14 protein-coding genes and 1 tRNA gene are annotated in these 16,749 nt (G+C 40.1%); 7 read left to right on the forward strand and 8 right to left on the reverse strand.

Annotated elements, in window-relative coordinates; all coding sequences use genetic code 11:
* Positions 1 to 289: 289 nt before the first annotated feature.
* The 3 genes from DYY65_RS06085 to DYY65_RS06095 are packed head-to-tail and all read right to left on the reverse strand — an operon-like array spanning position 290 to position 2,195.
* On the reverse strand, positions 290 to 976 hold the full coding sequence (locus DYY65_RS06085) for a hypothetical protein (RefSeq protein ID WP_162477088.1): 687 nt from the start codon (positions 974 to 976) through the stop codon (positions 290 to 292).
* 32 nt (positions 977 to 1,008) lie between these two features.
* Positions 1,009 to 1,440 carry a DNA methyltransferase gene (locus DYY65_RS06090; RefSeq protein WP_162477089.1) on the reverse strand — a complete coding sequence of 144 codons (432 nt, stop codon included), beginning with the start codon at positions 1,438 to 1,440 and terminating at the stop codon, positions 1,009 to 1,011.
* On the reverse strand, positions 1,437 to 2,195 hold the full coding sequence (locus tag DYY65_RS06095; protein WP_162477090.1) for a DNA-methyltransferase: 759 nt from the start codon (positions 2,193 to 2,195) through the stop codon (positions 1,437 to 1,439). The genes DYY65_RS06090 and DYY65_RS06095 overlap by 4 nt, the downstream gene beginning before the upstream one ends.
* 308 nt (positions 2,196 to 2,503) lie before the next feature.
* On the opposite strand from DYY65_RS06095, the gene DYY65_RS06100 reads away from it, so the two are divergent.
* Positions 2,504 to 2,809: a hypothetical protein gene (locus DYY65_RS06100; protein WP_162477091.1), complete on the forward strand. Its 306-nt coding sequence runs from the start codon at positions 2,504 to 2,506 to the stop codon at positions 2,807 to 2,809.
* Positions 2,810 to 3,717: 908 nt separating this feature from the next.
* On the opposite strand, the gene DYY65_RS06105 is transcribed toward DYY65_RS06100, so the two are convergent.
* Positions 3,718 to 4,281 (reverse strand): methyltransferase domain-containing protein, encoded by a 564-nt coding sequence (locus DYY65_RS06105; RefSeq protein ID WP_162477092.1) that lies wholly within the window; start codon positions 4,279 to 4,281, stop codon positions 3,718 to 3,720.
* Between the two features lie 958 nt (positions 4,282 to 5,239).
* Positions 5,240 to 5,314 (reverse strand) — tRNA-Arg (locus DYY65_RS06110).
* Between the two features lie 172 nt (positions 5,315 to 5,486).
* Between DYY65_RS06110 and DYY65_RS06115 the strand changes: the two genes are divergently transcribed.
* The 3 genes from DYY65_RS06115 (at position 5,487) to DYY65_RS06125 (ending at position 9,516) form a co-directional block, all read left to right on the forward strand.
* On the forward strand, positions 5,487 to 6,440 hold the full coding sequence (locus tag DYY65_RS06115) for a homocysteine S-methyltransferase family protein (RefSeq protein ID WP_162477093.1): 954 nt from the start codon (positions 5,487 to 5,489) through the stop codon (positions 6,438 to 6,440).
* Between the two features lie 114 nt (positions 6,441 to 6,554).
* A complete protein-coding gene (locus DYY65_RS06120) occupies positions 6,555 to 9,074 on the forward strand; it encodes a dihydropteroate synthase (protein WP_162477094.1) in 2,520 nt (839 codons plus the stop codon).
* A gap of 130 nt (positions 9,075 to 9,204) precedes the next feature.
* Positions 9,205 to 9,516, forward strand: a complete 312-nt coding sequence (locus DYY65_RS06125) for a hypothetical protein (RefSeq protein ID WP_162477095.1) — start codon at positions 9,205 to 9,207, stop codon at positions 9,514 to 9,516.
* A gap of 34 nt (positions 9,517 to 9,550) precedes the next feature.
* Here DYY65_RS06125 and DYY65_RS06130 read toward each other — a convergent pair whose 3' ends face one another.
* The 3 genes from DYY65_RS06130 to DYY65_RS06140 all read right to left on the reverse strand — a co-directional run bounded on the left by DYY65_RS06130 (position 9,551) and on the right by DYY65_RS06140 (position 13,053).
* Positions 9,551 to 10,357 carry a hypothetical protein gene (locus DYY65_RS06130; RefSeq protein ID WP_162477096.1) on the reverse strand — a complete coding sequence of 269 codons (807 nt, stop codon included), beginning with the start codon at positions 10,355 to 10,357 and terminating at the stop codon, positions 9,551 to 9,553.
* Positions 10,358 to 10,888: 531 nt separating this feature from the next.
* The gene (trpB, locus tag DYY65_RS06135; protein ID WP_162477097.1) at positions 10,889 to 12,106 is read right to left on the reverse strand and encodes a tryptophan synthase subunit beta; all 1,218 of its coding nucleotides are present in this window, start codon (positions 12,104 to 12,106) and stop codon (positions 10,889 to 10,891) included.
* Positions 12,107 to 12,225: 119 nt separating this feature from the next.
* A complete protein-coding gene (locus tag DYY65_RS06140) occupies positions 12,226 to 13,053 on the reverse strand; it encodes an indole-3-glycerol-phosphate synthase (RefSeq protein WP_162477098.1) in 828 nt (275 codons plus the stop codon).
* A 283-nt stretch (positions 13,054 to 13,336) separates the two neighbouring features.
* On the opposite strand from DYY65_RS06140, the gene DYY65_RS06145 reads away from it, so the two are divergent.
* The 3 genes from DYY65_RS06145 (at position 13,337) to pyrG (ending at position 16,749) form a co-directional block, all read left to right on the forward strand.
* Entirely contained in the window at positions 13,337 to 14,521 is a 1,185-nt protein-coding gene (locus DYY65_RS06145) for a Cdc6/Cdc18 family protein (RefSeq protein WP_236561701.1), read from the forward strand.
* Entirely contained in the window at positions 14,518 to 14,817 is a 300-nt protein-coding gene (locus tag DYY65_RS06150) for a hypothetical protein (protein WP_162477100.1), read from the forward strand. The genes DYY65_RS06145 and DYY65_RS06150 overlap by 4 nt, the downstream gene beginning before the upstream one ends.
* 213 nt (positions 14,818 to 15,030) lie before the next feature.
* Entirely contained in the window at positions 15,031 to 16,749 is a 1,719-nt protein-coding gene (gene pyrG, locus DYY65_RS06155; protein WP_162477101.1) for a glutamine hydrolyzing CTP synthase, read from the forward strand.

Raw genomic sequence — 16,749 nt, forward strand, 5'->3', positions numbered from 1 at the left:
TGGGAACCCCTAATTTACCCCTAAGCTAATTACATTTGTCTGAATTAAGAGCTATGATGCACATTTTGACATTTTTCTATTACCTAAGAATTCGATCACATCTCAATAATATAATTACATAAAAGTTTGCGTTGAATCAATAAGTGACTAAACGGCTTGAGATAGTTTAAAGTAATAATATTCAACTTAATGTCATTTTTTGGTAGAGGATCACTCCTACTTAATAATTTAAGATATTCTGAATCTTGTCTAAACAAAGCTTCAGGAAACTGCTTTCCCCACGTTTGGATTATTCTTTCCTTAAGATGAGTACAAACTCTTCCTTCATTTTGCCCATGGTAGAATGGTATTTACCTCGCCTGATCTCCTTAATGAAGGTAAAGCCCGCGTCAACAGCATAACGCTTTATTATTTGATTCAATTCCCACATCTTACCTCTGTGGGTAGGATTACCTATCGTAATACAGCAGTATTTCTTGTTTCTCAAAACGCGTTTCATCTCAAGCAACGCTCTATTCATATCTCTAAAAAACCGTTGAGGCGTATCAGGTCGGCTCCTCCTTCCGCCAATCATGTTATCTTCTAAATAGCTCAAATCATATCCTAGCCACCACAATGACAGCCTTTGATACTCAACGTAAGGAACAGCAGCCATGTATGGCGGATGCGTACAGATTAGATCTACACTATTGTCCTCAATAAATGAGATATTTCTGCTATCTCCATTCAGGACTTTTACATCTGAGTTAGATGCTGCTTTACTAAAATCGTTAGCGTTTCTAAGCATTCTTGCAGTAGCTAATGAAAACCTTTCGAATATTCTTTCTTTGGGAGCAGGCTGCTTATTTATCATTAGGTTTCCAAAACCACTCTTGCTGTTAGAAACGCTCCTCAGTAGTGAAGAAAACGCTACTTTCAGAAAGTCTTTCGCATATGGATCATTTATTGCATTTATATTGTTGATGATTAAATGCAACTCGCAAATTACATTTGGATGATACCATTTTTTTAGTTTAATTTACTATCCAAGGTAAGTTCTGCATGTACAAATTCGGAACCAACTAACCGTACATTTTTTCGATATTCGAGAATAGCGCTTTGCAAATTAAGCAAAAATCGACTTATTTCCCGGATGGTCGAAGGGCTAATTGTCGTTGTTTTAACACTGGAAATTAGGCATGCAAGGGGATTAATATCAATCCCAATCGAATTCCTGCCCAACAATCTAGATTCTACCAAAGTGGTACCACTTCCTACAAAATTGTCCAGCACGAGTTCATTTTTTAGGCTGAGAGATGAGATTATCCTATTTGGAATTTGTGGTACATATTTTGAAGAGTACGGGTGAAAGCTGTGCGTGTAGTACTCTGTGTTGACGGATATCAGCTCCCAATCTAACTCACAAAGTTGTTGAATTCTTATTAATTCCGGTAGTGTCATTTTTCCCTGGTTTGTATCTTGTATTCTGTGTCTGAGTCGCTGGCTTCTTCCCATCTTACATTCTGCTTTATGATATCCTTATAATCTGAATTGACCTCGTAGAGTATAGAATTGCGCTTCAAAATTTTAGCAGCCTTCATCGTCGTCCCAGTGCCACCAAATGGATCAAGGACGGTCTCTCCTTGAATAGTGTATAATTTTATTAGTCGCGAAGGTATCTCGTCCGGGAATGGGGCAGGATGACCTTTAGTAGTAGATACCCTTATTTCCCATACACTCCATGAAACCTCTTTGATAAATTTCTCAGATAGTCTGTGTTCCGGCTCGAATCGAAGCTGCATTTGACCTTCATTCCGGAATATCAGGATATATTCATGTTGGATATTTACACTAAAGAGACAAGGGTAAGGTTCTTTCTTGAGAAACTTGGTTACGCCGCGTTGCCAGAGACCCTGAGTCCCCTTTGGCTTCATCCAGACGACTTCCTTGACAAAGGTGAATTTGAGATTTTCCATGATTTTTATAATGTCGGCATTAATGGGTCTAATTCCATGATTTGTGATCGCTGTACCGATTATTATGGCAACAAACCTTCCTGGCATCATGACCCTTTTAATCTCTTTAAAGGTTGGCTGGAGATTATACAGGTATTCACTATATGATTTAACTTGATCATAGGATCCGTATTTTTTGAGATTGTAATAAGGCGGTGAAGTGATGACTAAATGTACTGACTGAGATCCGAGTTCAGGCATAACGGACGAATCTCCTATTATTAGTGTATGGGTGTTCATATTGGAGTTTTCAAACAGTTCAAGATATTGAAGATAAATATTAAAGGTAACAAATTTGTCGATCCCAGTATACGTTAGTTAGCTGTCGAACCGACCCAATCAGTACTTAAGCGGCGAGGATGCCTAAAATTACTCAAGGTAGCACAATCACTGAATACCGGCAATGTGGTAAAGAAGATTGATATAACTTGATCTTCTTTTATCGCCTTTTGTTGTGCTAATTGGCAGTACGACGGACAATATTCACGTGGCAGTTGCAAGGACGCAAGATGGTATCAGTGGCAATAACCAGCCAAGCCTTTTGGGCCAACTGGCATATGAAACTCATGAAAAGATCATGGGTCAAAGGGAGGTGCGGTGTGCGGAGGCCAGATGGTACTTCCAAAGTATCATATGCAGGCACAGGAAGTTTCAAAGGAGTTGATGTAACTGAAATATGGACATTTCTCAATACACATAGACCAGATAGCGTCATCCAAGGTGTCGAGTTAGGCGACCAGACTTGTAAGGTGACTAAGAGCAATGTCAGAGCTACTCAAGCCGAAGTTCAAACACATAATAGCTATCCTGAATAGCGAGGCTAGTATTTGAACCTAAACAAAAATGCTTTACAACTTTGCTGCAGAAGCAAAGATCATAAATGATTAAAACAGCAAAGGTTGGCACATGCCTGATAGAAATTCATACATTGGTCAAATTTTATATTAGGCAATAGTCACGACTCAAAAATAGTATGGCTATATGCGGTTGTCGATGTATCAAATGTAAGAATCAACATCTGGAAGACTTCAGATTTATTGCGAATGATGGATTCGATGATATGCATCATACCTGCCTATCATGCAATACGCACTTTAGTCATGTTGATGGTGAAACCTATAACACTTGTCAAACATGCCAATATATTCAATCCCAAGCTTAGTATCGTTGGCGTATTACTGAAGTGTTGCTTCACCTGGCCTTCCCCGGCCGCCTTCCAGTATCTGATTTGAAAACCAATTTAACAATGAGACAAGCACAATAATAGGGAGGCTCATGAATAGGAATTTAAGGTCACTTCAATCAGGTACTCGTCTAGCAGTTATTTCCTTTTTGACGGGGTTGACGGGGTGGTGAGTTTCAAACAAACACTCCTACAGAGACTCAATATTTCATGATCACAAACTCCAACTAGCCACGTTTGGTAAGGGGGGAACAAGCAAACTCATCTCACCCATAAAACTAATAATTATCGTAACTTGAAATAATGAGTCTGAAATGTTACGACACCTGACGTTGTCTGACTACGTAGAGTCAGATTTGTAGGACAGGGATTATTTAAACGGATTATCTTGGCTAAATCAATATGTGGCGGCCTTTAAGGAGCTTTTTGAGTCTGGGTTACCTTCGACCTTCGATTTATGTTTTCTTAATTTTACATACTTCCGTGCAAGATATTGCGTCCCAGGAAGAAAATAGAAACGTCTGAGAAATGTCCTTCTCTTTAATTTGTCAACACTACTCCACTACTCTTATTGCCGATATATGCGATTCTGTGGGTCCTGTCTCTAATAAAAAATGTATGTCGACAATCTGCCAATTCAGGCTTGGTCCATTTGGCCCTATGGATTTCGTATTTATTTTCAAATGCATCTTTTTGGGCGCTTGGGTTCTTAGGCGTAGAAATTAGAACGCTATTATTTTTTTGCAATAATTTTCTTAGCAATGATTCCCCTGTTGGCTTGTCAAAGTGCTCAAAAACATCTATCAACAGAACCAAATCATATCGAAAATCGAGCCGATCTACGAGTGTGGTAATATCTTCTGAGTAAATGTTGTTGTAAACAAATTGATGTACAGGGGTTATATATTTACCAAAAACCTCTACCCCGTCAATTCTTCGCAAAAATTCTTGATACTTTTGTCTACCATCCCACAATTCTAAATATTCTCTACAAAGCAAGCCATATTTCCCGAATCCTGAACCAATGTCTAAAACGGAGCCTGGATTAAGATTGTAAATAACGTCCATAATTTTTGAAATATGTTGGTACGGACTTGAGGGCAAATCACAGAATTCCTAAATACAATATTCTTTCAATTTGAACGAAATATTCACTAGTGATCCACACATTACCTCATTGGCGACAGATGACGGCCATATTATTAAAACGCTTCGAACAAGTTATGGGCTATTTAGACACGAACCCATACTATCACAGTGTGAGCGGAAACGTTATCTATGCGCATATATTACCGAATCCAACTAATGGCAAATACCACATTATTTTTGAAAGAATGCGTTATATTTTATTCCGGAGGCGTTATATGGTTGTGGTAATCAAAGGTTGAACCTTAATGACTGCCGAGGTCTTTCTCTAGACTCCATGAAACTAATGCACATTCATAGAAACTTGAGGTATGGTTTTGTTTGGATTTTCTATTAATATGCCGCATCTCTTGCAGTAAGATTCGCCACAAGTAAGGCAACTGAGACAGAAGCTTACCGACTCAACAAACAGATGTTCATGTACAAGTCTGTCTTTACCATCTAGTTTGGTGTAATTATCTAGTCTGATATTGTCATGAAATGCACATTTCATGGATTCAATTCCTCCCATGACAAGAGTAAAACTGTACTAGAAGATTAAGGTTGCTAGACAACAACGTCAATTTTTCATAAAGTGTGTAAGTTAATCAGCAACGCAGATTTATGAGGATTATATTAAGAACTCGTTTAACAAAAAGCCCAAATATCTCTAAAGCAGTCAATTTTCGACTGTCGTAGCCCCGTGGCCTAATCTGGTGCTAACTCGCGAATTATTCTAGTTGTACATTCCACCTTTACTTTTTCTCTTTTTTGTTCTTCTGTTGCTGTTGATGTTCTTGTCAACATGTAATAGGATTTTTAAACAATGTAACCGAATCACCTGCGAGAACTGTTCTGTCGATTCTTCTTCTAGCCACGCTATTATCATATTCTAGTGGCTGCTCTTAAGCTTCGCGGACCCGAATGAAAACTTATACGGGCCCAGAGGGACTCGAACCCTCGACCAACTGCTCCGCAGGCAGCAATTCTATCCAAGCTGAACTATGGGCCCTTTGCATAGTCCCTCAGTATCCTTATATGAGCTGTTGCACGAGCCCTTCGCAATGAAAAATGAATGAGCCTTTCGCAAATTGTAAGGCTAATGCAATACGATTAGATAGGCAAGACAGAGTGAGTGAGTTGATTAAACTATTAAAACCGATGAGCGAAGTTATACCTCTCTTATGAAATCGTTCAGTGAAGCTATCCTTGATAGGGTCTTGTTATTTGATGGTGCAATGGGAACAGAAATCCAACGTCTGGACCCACAAGCCACAGATTTTCCAGAAGGTAGAGACGGCTTTAATGATGGGCTAACAATCAGTAGACCTGAATGGATCAAGCAAATCCACAGAAGCTATTTATCTGCCGGCGCAGATTGCATAGAAACCAATACTTTTGGAGCTAATTTTTTCAAATTATCAGAGTATTCATATGGCAATAGGACATTCGAGCTCAACAAGAGGGCGGCTGAACTTGCGAGGAGCGTCTGTGGAGAGCAGGAATTTGAGGACAGGGAACTGTACGTGATTGGATCAATAGGGCCTACCGGCTATTTGCCAAGTTCAGACGATCCTGATCTGGGTCAAAAGTCCCCTGACGAAATTAAGAATGCATTTGCCGAACAAGTTAAAGGATTGATATCTGGTGGAGTAGACGCCCTATTAATCGAAACAAGTCAAGATATATTGGAAGTAAAGTTAGCAATCGAAGCAATTCATGATGCAATCAAAAACGTAGGGAGAAGAGTACCTATAATTGCCAATGTGACGTTAGATCAATACGGTAAGATGCTTCTTGGAACAAACATCCAAGCCGCTTATACCACGGTATCTGATATGGGTATTGACGTGTTTGGATTAAATTGTTCGACAGGGCCCTTTGAAATGGCCCAAAGCGTACAATGGTTAAATGAACAGAACGAATTACCAATATTAGTTATGCCAAATGCAGGAATGCCAAGGAATGAGGGCGGGAAAGCGATTTACGCTATGACCCCAAACGAGATGTGTGGAAAACTACGAGAATTCGTTGAAAACTGCGAGACTCTTCGCATAATAGGAGGCTGCTGCGGGACCAATCCGTTGCACATTAAAGCAATGCGCTTTATGCTAAATGACTTACAAACCACTCAGTGATCTAGGAACGAAGCACATCTAATTTTACTTTGAGTTTCTTTTACATATGCAGATTAAAGCCAAACGTAAGGTATTAGAAAGGATTAGGAGCAGTTGTTATGTCCCATAAAATCAATGAGGCATATACCTAGAATAAGTTCAGGACTGAAGGCAGTTGATGTGAGGCAAGAACCCCCGCCGCTGATAATCGGTGAACGGCTTAATACCCAAGGCTCTAGGAGAGCCAAAGAAATGGTGCTTGCCGACGACTTTGATGGCCTGGTTCAGTTGGCTAGAAAGCAGGTGGAGGATGGTGCGCATTGCTTAGACATCTGCGTTGCAACAACAGAGAGGTCAGACGAAATTGATTTCATGCGGATTTTAGTTAAGAGATTAAGCGCAGAAATCGATGCGCCATTATTTATTGATTCTACTGATCCTAATGTTATTAATGCAGCATTGCAGCAAATACCGGGAAGACCAGTAATCAATTCTATCAATCTTGAAGGCGAAGGAAACAGATTTCATGCGCTGGCTCCTTTAATGGCAAAATATGGAGTTCCTGCAATTGCCATGTGCATAGGGCCAGAGGGAATGGCTAAGACGTCGAAAGAAAAGGTAGAAACAGCGCTTTTGCTCTTCGAAACGGGCAAAAAATATGGACTCAAACCTTGGCAGTACATTTTTGATGTTCTGACCTTCACTCTGGCTACGGGAGAGGAAGAATATTTGGATTCAGCGAAAGCTACCATCGAAGGAATCAGGTTGGTTAAACAAGCAATCCCTGAGTGTTTTACCGTACTTGGAATAAGCAACGTAAGTTTTGGCCTAGCTCCTAATATCAGGAAAATTGTGAATTCAGTTTTCTTACACCACGCTTTGTTCGCAGGGCTTGATGCAGTGATTGTTAATGCCAAGGACATTATACCTTACTATGATATAGATTCTGAGCAGAGAACTATTGCTGAAGATCTGATCTTTAACAGGTATCCAAATGCCCTTGGTAAATTGATCACATATTTCGAAGGAGTAAGCCATGGATCTGACGCCCCATCTAAAAAAGCCGAGCTGGACCCAAGCTGGTCAGCAAATATTAGGTGTCATTTTAGAATTGTCCATAGATTAAAGGAAGGGATAGAGTTCGATGTCAGAGAGTCAATAGCAGGTAGGATCTACGAAAAACTTGATACCGGCAATGCCGAACCAAACAAAACTATCAAGGATAGGCTAATAGCTAATGCTCCAAAAGAACTTGTGCACGAGGCTGCCGTGGATACGTTAAATTCAGTACTACTGCCAGCGATGAAAGAGGTGGGAGACAAATTTGGAGCAGGGCAACTAATTCTCCCCTTTGTATTAAAATCTGCTGAGTGTATGAAGGCTGCTGTTGTGGAGCTAGAAAAGTATCTGATCAAGCGCGAAGGGGTAAGTAAGGGCAAGCTTGTACTCTGTACTGTTTATGGAGATGTTCACGATATCGGCAAAAATCTTGTGAAGACTATATTTTCTAATAATGGATACTCAGTTTATGACTTGGGTAAGCAAGTTCCCTTGCAACGGATTTTTGAAAAAATTAAAGAAGTTGATGCTGATGCAGTTGGACTTTCAGCTCTGTTAGTCTCAACCTCCAAGCAAATGCAATATTTTGTAGAGCAGTCTAGGATGAATAACATGACAATACCTGTATTATGTGGTGGCGCAGCAATCAATAGTGATTACATAAATAGAATCGCCAAAGAGGGAGGTACTTACAAACCAGGTGTCTTCTATTGTAAGACCGCCTTTGAAGGATTAAATGTGATGAACAAACTGATGTCTACTGGTAGAACGGCCTATATCTCAGCGTGGCAAGAAAAACTTCAAAAATGGCAAGCGAAACAAAAATCCTCTTCAGCATCAATAGATCTTCCACGCAGCGCAATTAAGCCTTTACCAGCACCTATGGCTCCTCATATAGCGAAGAGAGTGAGGCTTGAAATTGGCCAGATCGACCTGAGAACCGTATGGCCATTTCTTAATAAGAAATCACTATTTGTTCTCTCTTGGGGTTTTCGTGGGATAGGTGCAAAAGGTCTGGACATAGAGGCAGAAAAACTATTCGAGGTATGGAAGGATCGTGTCATTAGAGAAAGAATATTTGAACCCAGGATTGTATATGGCTACTTCAAATGTCATAATAGAGGTAACGATTTGGCCGTAGAATCGGCGGATGGGGCCGAAGTGACTTTTAATTTTCCAAGGTCGTCAAAAGAAAAAAATTTGTGCATCTCAGATTATTTTGGCGAAAATGACATCGTTGCTTTTCAAGCAGTTACAGTTGGCGATAAGGTGACTAAGACCATTGATAAGTGGAACCAAGATGACAAATATACCGACGCGTATTATCTGCACGGGCTGGCAGTAGAAACAGCAGAGGCTTTGGCTGAATGGACGAATCTACTTATAAAAACTGAGCTCAATCTGGCTAAAGGGGGGTTAAGATATAGCTGGGGCTATCCTAGCTGTCCTGACATATCACAACATCATCTGGTGTGGACTCTCTTAGATCCTACTCCCTCAGGAATGAGTTTGACTGATGCCGGTCAAATAATTCCTGATCAGTCCACTGCTGCTATCGTGGTACACCATCCTGATGCCGAGTATTTTGTTTTATAAGCACCTATTAGCCAGAATAGAAAGTAGGGCCAGTAATTCTTATGACTCCCGAAGTAACGAGAATTAACAGATTTGGAAATATCATAAATTTGTTCATGCCCACAATGACTAGTACTACATGGGTTAAGACATGACTATCAGTGATTTTGCTTTCGCCTGCGCGGTCGATGAATCTCCCGCTTATTTCACCTATGAAAATGAAATAATGTTGGTTATACAGTCTAAAGCTCATGCCAAGTCCGGGCTGAGTGACTTCGAAAGGATCGAACCATTCATTGAAGGATTGATATCACATGAGAGTATTCATGTGGCGACAAAAAAAGCAATTTCAGATTCAATAGACGATCTTGAAATAATTGTAGAAAGAAACGGAGCAAAATATCAGGTTACACTGAACAATATATTATTTGCACAAGATGCTTCGGGAATAGTTACTCCTTAGTTCTATGGTTCTATGGTAAACTAATCTACAAGCGCTAATCAGAATTGTACATGTAGTCAGTTATTTTGAAATTTGCTGTTGTGTCTATGAGTTGTTTCAATTCCTTCCGCTCCTGTGGAGGTTTTACCTCTGCCAGCTTTTGAAGGAAACTCAATTCCTCATTGTCAAATTTGGGGTCATAACCAAGTAGCTGGTTAAAAATAAGTTTTTGATAGATTCTTTGAATTTTCTGTAAGCAGCGGAACATACTAGAGTGTTTTTCAATTCTGTAATCCAATAAAAGACTCGCTAGCTTCTTTCTATCGAGATCAAGCATGCTAGAGACTATGAATCTTCTGAAAACTGATATTACCTCAAAGTAGTCTTCTCGACCAGTGTATGAAATAATGGTTGCCGGTATCACATCACGATATGCTCTATTCTTAGCTCTGTCTCCGTGTTTCTTATCGAGTACAAGAATGGCAGTACCAAATGTTAAGATTGCATTCAGAATCTGGTTTGGAAGACGCTTATCAATTACATCATCGTCAGATTTCAATTCTACAGGAAAAAATTTAATCAAATCTATTCTGCATTTTTCTCTGTGTGCAAATTGAGATAGTTGGCTTGTTCTAACTAATACATTAAGGTAACTGTCGTAAGAGTCGATCGAGTCGAACTGAATAACGGAACTAGGTCTATTCTGCACTATTGCAATCAAAAGATCAAAACCCCTGAAGTATGCTTCATCCTTAATTTTGATAGTAATACTAGGATCCTTTGATGAAAAAAAGTCGAATCCATTAATGTGGCCTGAATAGAGCGATTTAATAAAGAGGCACTTCAGATCTATTTCTTTCATCCTGATGTTTGCAGAAGTGCTATTTGATACACGTGTATTTATTATTGTTCTGAGTGAGTAATTTGTCTGCCAAATTCAATGCCCTGCATAGAGGAGTTAAGGTTACTTCAAGGATGATGTTGTGGATTGGTGTTGTCCTGACTGCAGTCACTTTGCAGTTACTGCAGTAACTTAACTGCAGTAGTTTGAAAATTTTCGTTCTATATCTCGGTATGACGGGGATGGTTTGAATATGAGAAAGCCACACTCTATTCACAAATTTGTGATAGCTAGAGCATATGGCCAATTAGAAGCATGCAAATTTGAGGCGAGCAGCAATTGTCTCAAGTAAAACGTATGGTAGGATGAAATAGTGGTGAACGGAATTCATGAATTTATGACGAGAATCCCAGCATGGCAGCAGTATATTAACTTCCCTTTTGTTGAATTCTGCTTCGGTCTTGATTCTGAACTCTCTTAACTTGGCTGCCTGAGTAATTTACGAGTTTAACGTCGCTTAGACCGTCAGACACGACAAAAAGAAGTTAGGCCCTAGCAATTCTGCGATTTCTTGTCCTTTGTTGCTAGATATTTTTGCATGACTTCAACATCTTTATCACCACGCCCTGACAATGTTATAACGATGTTCTCCCTTCTACCCATCTCCTTAGCAAGTTTCATAGCATATGAGACTGCGTGAGAAGACTCAAGCGCAGGAATTATCCCCTCAAGCTTAGAGAGAAGGAGAAAAGCTTCAGCTGCGTCCACATCAGTACATTGCGTATACTTTACCCTCTTTACATCCTTTAAAAGCGCGTGCTCCGGCCCTACTGCAGGGTAGTCTAGACCAGCAGAAATACTGTGAGTAGTAGACACTTGTCCAAACTTATCTTGTAAAAGATAGGTAAACATCCCATGGATAATCCCTGGTGAGCCCCAGGATAAAGTTGCTGAATGTTTCCCTGATTTGATTCCCTTGCCAGCTGCTTCCACACCATACAAACCAACATTGGATTCATCTATGAAGGGATGGAAGGTTCCAATTGCATTGCTACCACCTCCTACACACGCAACAACAGCATCAGGCAACTGCGATGTTTTCGAATATTCTTTTATCTGCATCTTGATTTCCCGGCCAATTATACTCTGGAAATCTCTGACTATAACCGGATAGGGATGAGGTCCGACAGCTGAGCCGATGAGGTAATAAGTGGATCGAACGTTAGTAATCCAATCTCGCAAAGCTTCATTTATGGCATCCTTAAGTGTTCGACTTCCGCTGTGCACAGGATTGACTTTAGCTCCAAGTAAACGCATTCGAGTGAGATTTGGCTTTTGTCTCTTCATGTCTTTAGAACCCATATAAATCTCTGAACTTAGCCCCAAAACTGCACACGCTATGGCTGTTCCTACACCGTGCTGACCAGCACCAGTTTCAGCAATCACTCTTTTCTTACGCAGTCGCTTTGCCAAGAGGGCCTGGCCTAATGTATTATTAATTTTGTGTGCACCTCCATGCAAAAGATCCTCTCTCTTGAGAAATATTCTGGCCCCACCACAATATTTGGTGAGATTTTTGGCGAAAAACAAAGGAGTTGGCCGACCAGCATACTGCTCCAAATAGTATTTGAGTTCGCTTTGAAAGAATGATTCGTTTTTAAACTTATTGTACGCCTCTTCAAGCTCGTCTAATGCTGGCACTAGGGTCTCAGGAACATACCTTCCACCATATTTGCCAAACCGGTTGTCTGTGGGATAGCTGCTTAGCATTCTCAACTAAAGATTTGTCCCTAGTTTATTAAAATACTGTGAAAATGCTATACGTTTTCCGGAGACGCACTTGAGAACCGAATGTGCTAATTGGAGGAGATCCGAAATATACAAAGTTATCAGGTCGATTGATAAAGATTGGTGATCGTGGATCTTATATCTTCAGATTCCATGATGCTCGTACCTATCAGAAATGCATCTGCCCCACCCCTTTTCAGCTGCTGAATGTCTTCTGGCCTAGATATGCCGCTTTCACTGATTACAGTATTGGTTAACTTGTTGTATCTCTTGAGCAAATCCAACGTAGTACCAATATCTACATTTAAGCTCTCTAAATCTCTATTATTTATGCCTATTAGATTCTGTTTTTGATCTCTTATCAACTTTAATACTTCCTTGTATTCCTGCTCCCTGTGCGCTTCGAAGACAACTTGGAGCCCCTTTCTATTGGCGTAATCCGCAAATTTTTCTATACTTCCTTCTGCAAGGTTGTTGTCAAAAATAGATTTTATTAACAATATGCAGTCAGCCCCCACGCGCTTAGCAGAATCGATTTGAACATCACTGACTACAATATCCTTCATCAGAATGGGTACCGCTACGGTTTTTCTAATCGCTGATAAATAATCTGGAGATCCATTGAACAGATAGGGCTGTGTCACAATAGATAACGCAATTGCGCCTGCATCTACCATAGTTGTTGCAATACCTTTTAGGCTTGAATCTGAAGGATCCTGATTGTGAATTGTTCCTCTAGACGGAGAAGCGAATTTAATCTCGGTAATCAAGGGTGTATGAGCGCACGAAAGAATAGATCTTTTTAAACTAAGCTGATTGTGGCTGCTATAGTCAGGACTTTCTCCTGAGTAGACACCAGCATCAATCGCTTTATATGAATTCTGCGCCAGCTTATTAAGGTAATTGTGCCTTTCAAAAAATTTGCTCATATTCTTGCTTTTAGCTATAAATCAATTTAGACTACATATTAACATTTGATCGGACTTGCACTAAGTTAGGAACTAACTCCAAATCGAATTTCAAGTATATTGTAGCATGTATTTGGATTTCCCGACGCTCAGTCCAATCTTTGTGGATACTGAATAAAGTGAAGTAAGTTTGCTAATGGATTACAAGCAGAAGTTGAATGTATGCGACTTGAATCATGCTACGCAATGCAATATATATCTAGTTTACATCCTTCTGTTTAGAATCAAAATGGTGGACAGTGGTTTGATATTTCGTGACAGATCAAAATTGTCCCCTCGTTATATGCCTGCTGAACTCCCGCATAGAGAAAAACAAATACATCAAATCCGAAGTGTACTGAGGATTTCATATGACAAACTAGATGAATTCCCACTTGCAGTGTTACAAATTATTGGCCCTGCAGGTATAGGAAAGACTTCTACTGTGCTGAAATTTTCTAAAATGTTTGAGGATGAATTTAGGAACAATAGGCTGAGGCTAGCAACAGCCTACGTAAATCTAAAGTTGCAGGGTGGTAACAAATACACAATATATAGACTGTTATTAGAGAGAATTGCCCCTGAGCTCCCCGCTCAAGGTATGAGCGCAGAAGAAATGCTAAGATATTTGTTACGATACCTGCGTGAAAACAAAATATATGCTATAATTATTTTGGATGAGATTGATTACCTTATAAAAATTAGTAAAGAGAGTAGTGGCATTATTTATGATCTAACTCGTCTCAACGAGTTTGATCCTGAAAAACCATGTAATGTGAAGGGAGTAATATTCATCGCAAGAAGCACTGATTTCTATAGCCGACTTGATCATGCTGAACTGAGCACTCTGGGAAGAGTACCAATTGAGTTTAAGCCTTATTCAGTTAGTCAAGTAAGCGATATTCTGATAAGTAGATGTCTAGAGGCATTTAATGCAAATGTAATTGGCACAGATATAATCGATGAGGTATCAAAGTTCACAACATCTGGCCCTATAAATGGTGATATTAGATACTCATTGGACCTTCTACTTTTTGCAGGAAATATTGCAGAATCTACAGGAACAGGAAGGGTACTACTAGACCATATCCGGAAAGTCCATGGCCAGATGCATCCATCTGTTACCACTCAAGACCTAGAGGAGCTTCCAAAGAATCAAATTCTCGCTTTAATAGCTGTGATAAGAGCGCTCAGATCGAAGAAAAAGCAGTACGTAAGTTTGAAGGAAATTCGCCTTCATGCTTTGGAGATTGCTGAAGAATTTGGTTTAAAGAAACTGGATATAGAGGATTACCTTGACGATCTGAATACCAAAAATATTATCGAGATTAGATCACTACGAGAGATCGGAATGCACTCGAGATCCATAAATGATCTTGAGCCGATATTGCAAAGACATGTGGCACTGAAGGGTGCTCAGAAGAGTCGCATCGGTGAAAATAACAATTGAACACTATCACTACCAAAGAGATAGTGGAGATCGGACTGGGAAGCATAGGAAAGATAAAGCTTATCAAAGCGCTATCTGAGGCTGATAAAATGGCCACCGTATATTCTCTTCACAAGAAGACAAATTTGAAAAGAGAAGATATAAAACGCAATCTAAGCGAGCTTGTCGAAATTGGTTGGGTAAAAGAAACAAAACTTGCCAACAAGATGTATAGGGCAAACAAAGATAATGAGTATGTAAATCATCTTATGATATTTTTTAGGGCAGTCGGGTACATCGGTCAGTCAGAATACTGACTCGATCAAATAAATGCATTTAAAATAATTTTCGACACATCTGCATGACGCCCATTTCGTATGGCAATATATTCCTTTTGAAGGGTGGTTGTTAGGGTAATTCAAAGTTTGATGTCATTGCCTAACTCTGAACAAAGAATAAAAAGGTGATTCTTCAAACTGAAATGTGCAGTCAAGCATTAGACATCATAGGAAAGTTCGGAATGATGTGCTATGAATCATGATGTTATATTCAAACACAAAATCAATTCCGCACACAAGTTCATTTTTCTAACTGGTGGTGTCATGTCAGGCCTTGGAAAGGGAGTCATAGCGTCATCAACTGCAAAATTACTGCAACTATCTGGTTTTAGGGTGTCTTGCATAAAAATTGACCCCTATGTAAATTATGACGCTGGAACTATGAATCCAACTGCCCACGGCGAAGTTTTTGTAACAGACGATGGCGGGGAATGTGATATGGATGTAGGAAATTATGAACGTTTTCTTGGCCTTTCACTAACAAGGAACCACAGTCTCACAACAGGAAGAATATATGCCAGTGTGATAAATGCAGAAAGAGCAGGTGCATATCTGGGTCAATGTGTTCAAATTATTCCACACGTCACAGACGCGATTAAAGAGCAATTGCGAAGTATAGCTACAAAGGAAGATCTAGACTTTACAGTGGTTGAGTGTGGGGGTACGGTAGGAGACATAGAAAGCCTCCCTTTTCTTGAGGCATTAAGACAAATGGAACTGGAGGGTGGCAAGTACAACACTCTGTTTATACACGTGACTCTTGCACCTGTGCTTGACGTAGTCGGAGAACAGAAAACGAAGCCAACCCAGCACAGTGTACAGGAACTGCGAAGAATAGGTATCCAACCTGATATTCTAGCCGTTAGATGTAATAACCCATTAACCCCAGAAGCCCGACGAAAAATTTCGCTGTTTGCTAGTGTGGAGGAGGCTTGTGTTATTTCATGCCATGATGCTCCCTCTATCTATATGGTTCCAGAAGTTCTCGCCAAACAAGGAATGATTAAAGTTATCGCTAAGAAAATGAGGATCAAGAATTATTCTCCTCAGTGGGGAGAATGGAAGAGAACCGCCAGTTCCTTCGCCAGCGCTAAAGGTCGTCTGAGGATTGCAGTTGTGGGCAAATATGTTACATTGCCTGATAGTTATGTTAGCGTTTACCACGCCCTGTCGCATGCTGCAGCGCATTTGGGAAGGAAGATAGACATAGAGTGGATAGAATCAGAAAAGTTTGAGAACGGCCAGATGTATCAAGCGAATATGGAACAAAAAGTAGAGACACGAAATGGACTTAAAAATGGCGAGCAATTTAAAGAGTTATCTTATCTCAGGACTTTTGACGGCATTTTGGTTCCTGGCGGATTTGGGAAGAGAGGAAGCGAGGGTATCATTCACGTGGCAAACTATGCTAGAATACAGAATATTCCTTATTTTGGAATCTGTTTCGGATTCCAGTTGGCAATTGTTGGATTCGGAAGGTATGCATGTGGTTTAGAGCGAGCGAATTCTACCGAGTTAGATCCCGACACCGTTGACCCAGTCGTCGACTTTATGCCGGATCAAAAAACTGCCCATAATGCAGGAGCCTCGATGAGGCTCGGAAGTCATAGGATCACTATACTTCCAGATACGGTCGCAGAAAGTGTGTATGGATCTAATTGGATATATAGGAGGCACAGACATAGGTATGAATTTAATAAGAAGTATAGCAGGTTGTTAGAGGTTAATGGGATGATTTTCTCTGGTCACTCGGACAGTGGTCAGCGGATGGAAATTCTGGAGATCCCTGCGCATAAATTCTATTGTGCGGTTCAATATCATTCAGAATTTAATAGCAGACCAGGAAATCCCGAACAATGTTTCGCAGCGTTTCTTAGGGCCTGTTCAGGTTCAACCACTATTGCTAATTAA

Origin of the sequence: Nitrososphaera sp. AFS (assembly GCF_009898475.1) — an archaeon.
In the GTDB taxonomy this organism is placed as follows: Archaea; Thermoproteota; Nitrososphaeria; order Nitrososphaerales; family Nitrososphaeraceae; genus Nitrosopolaris.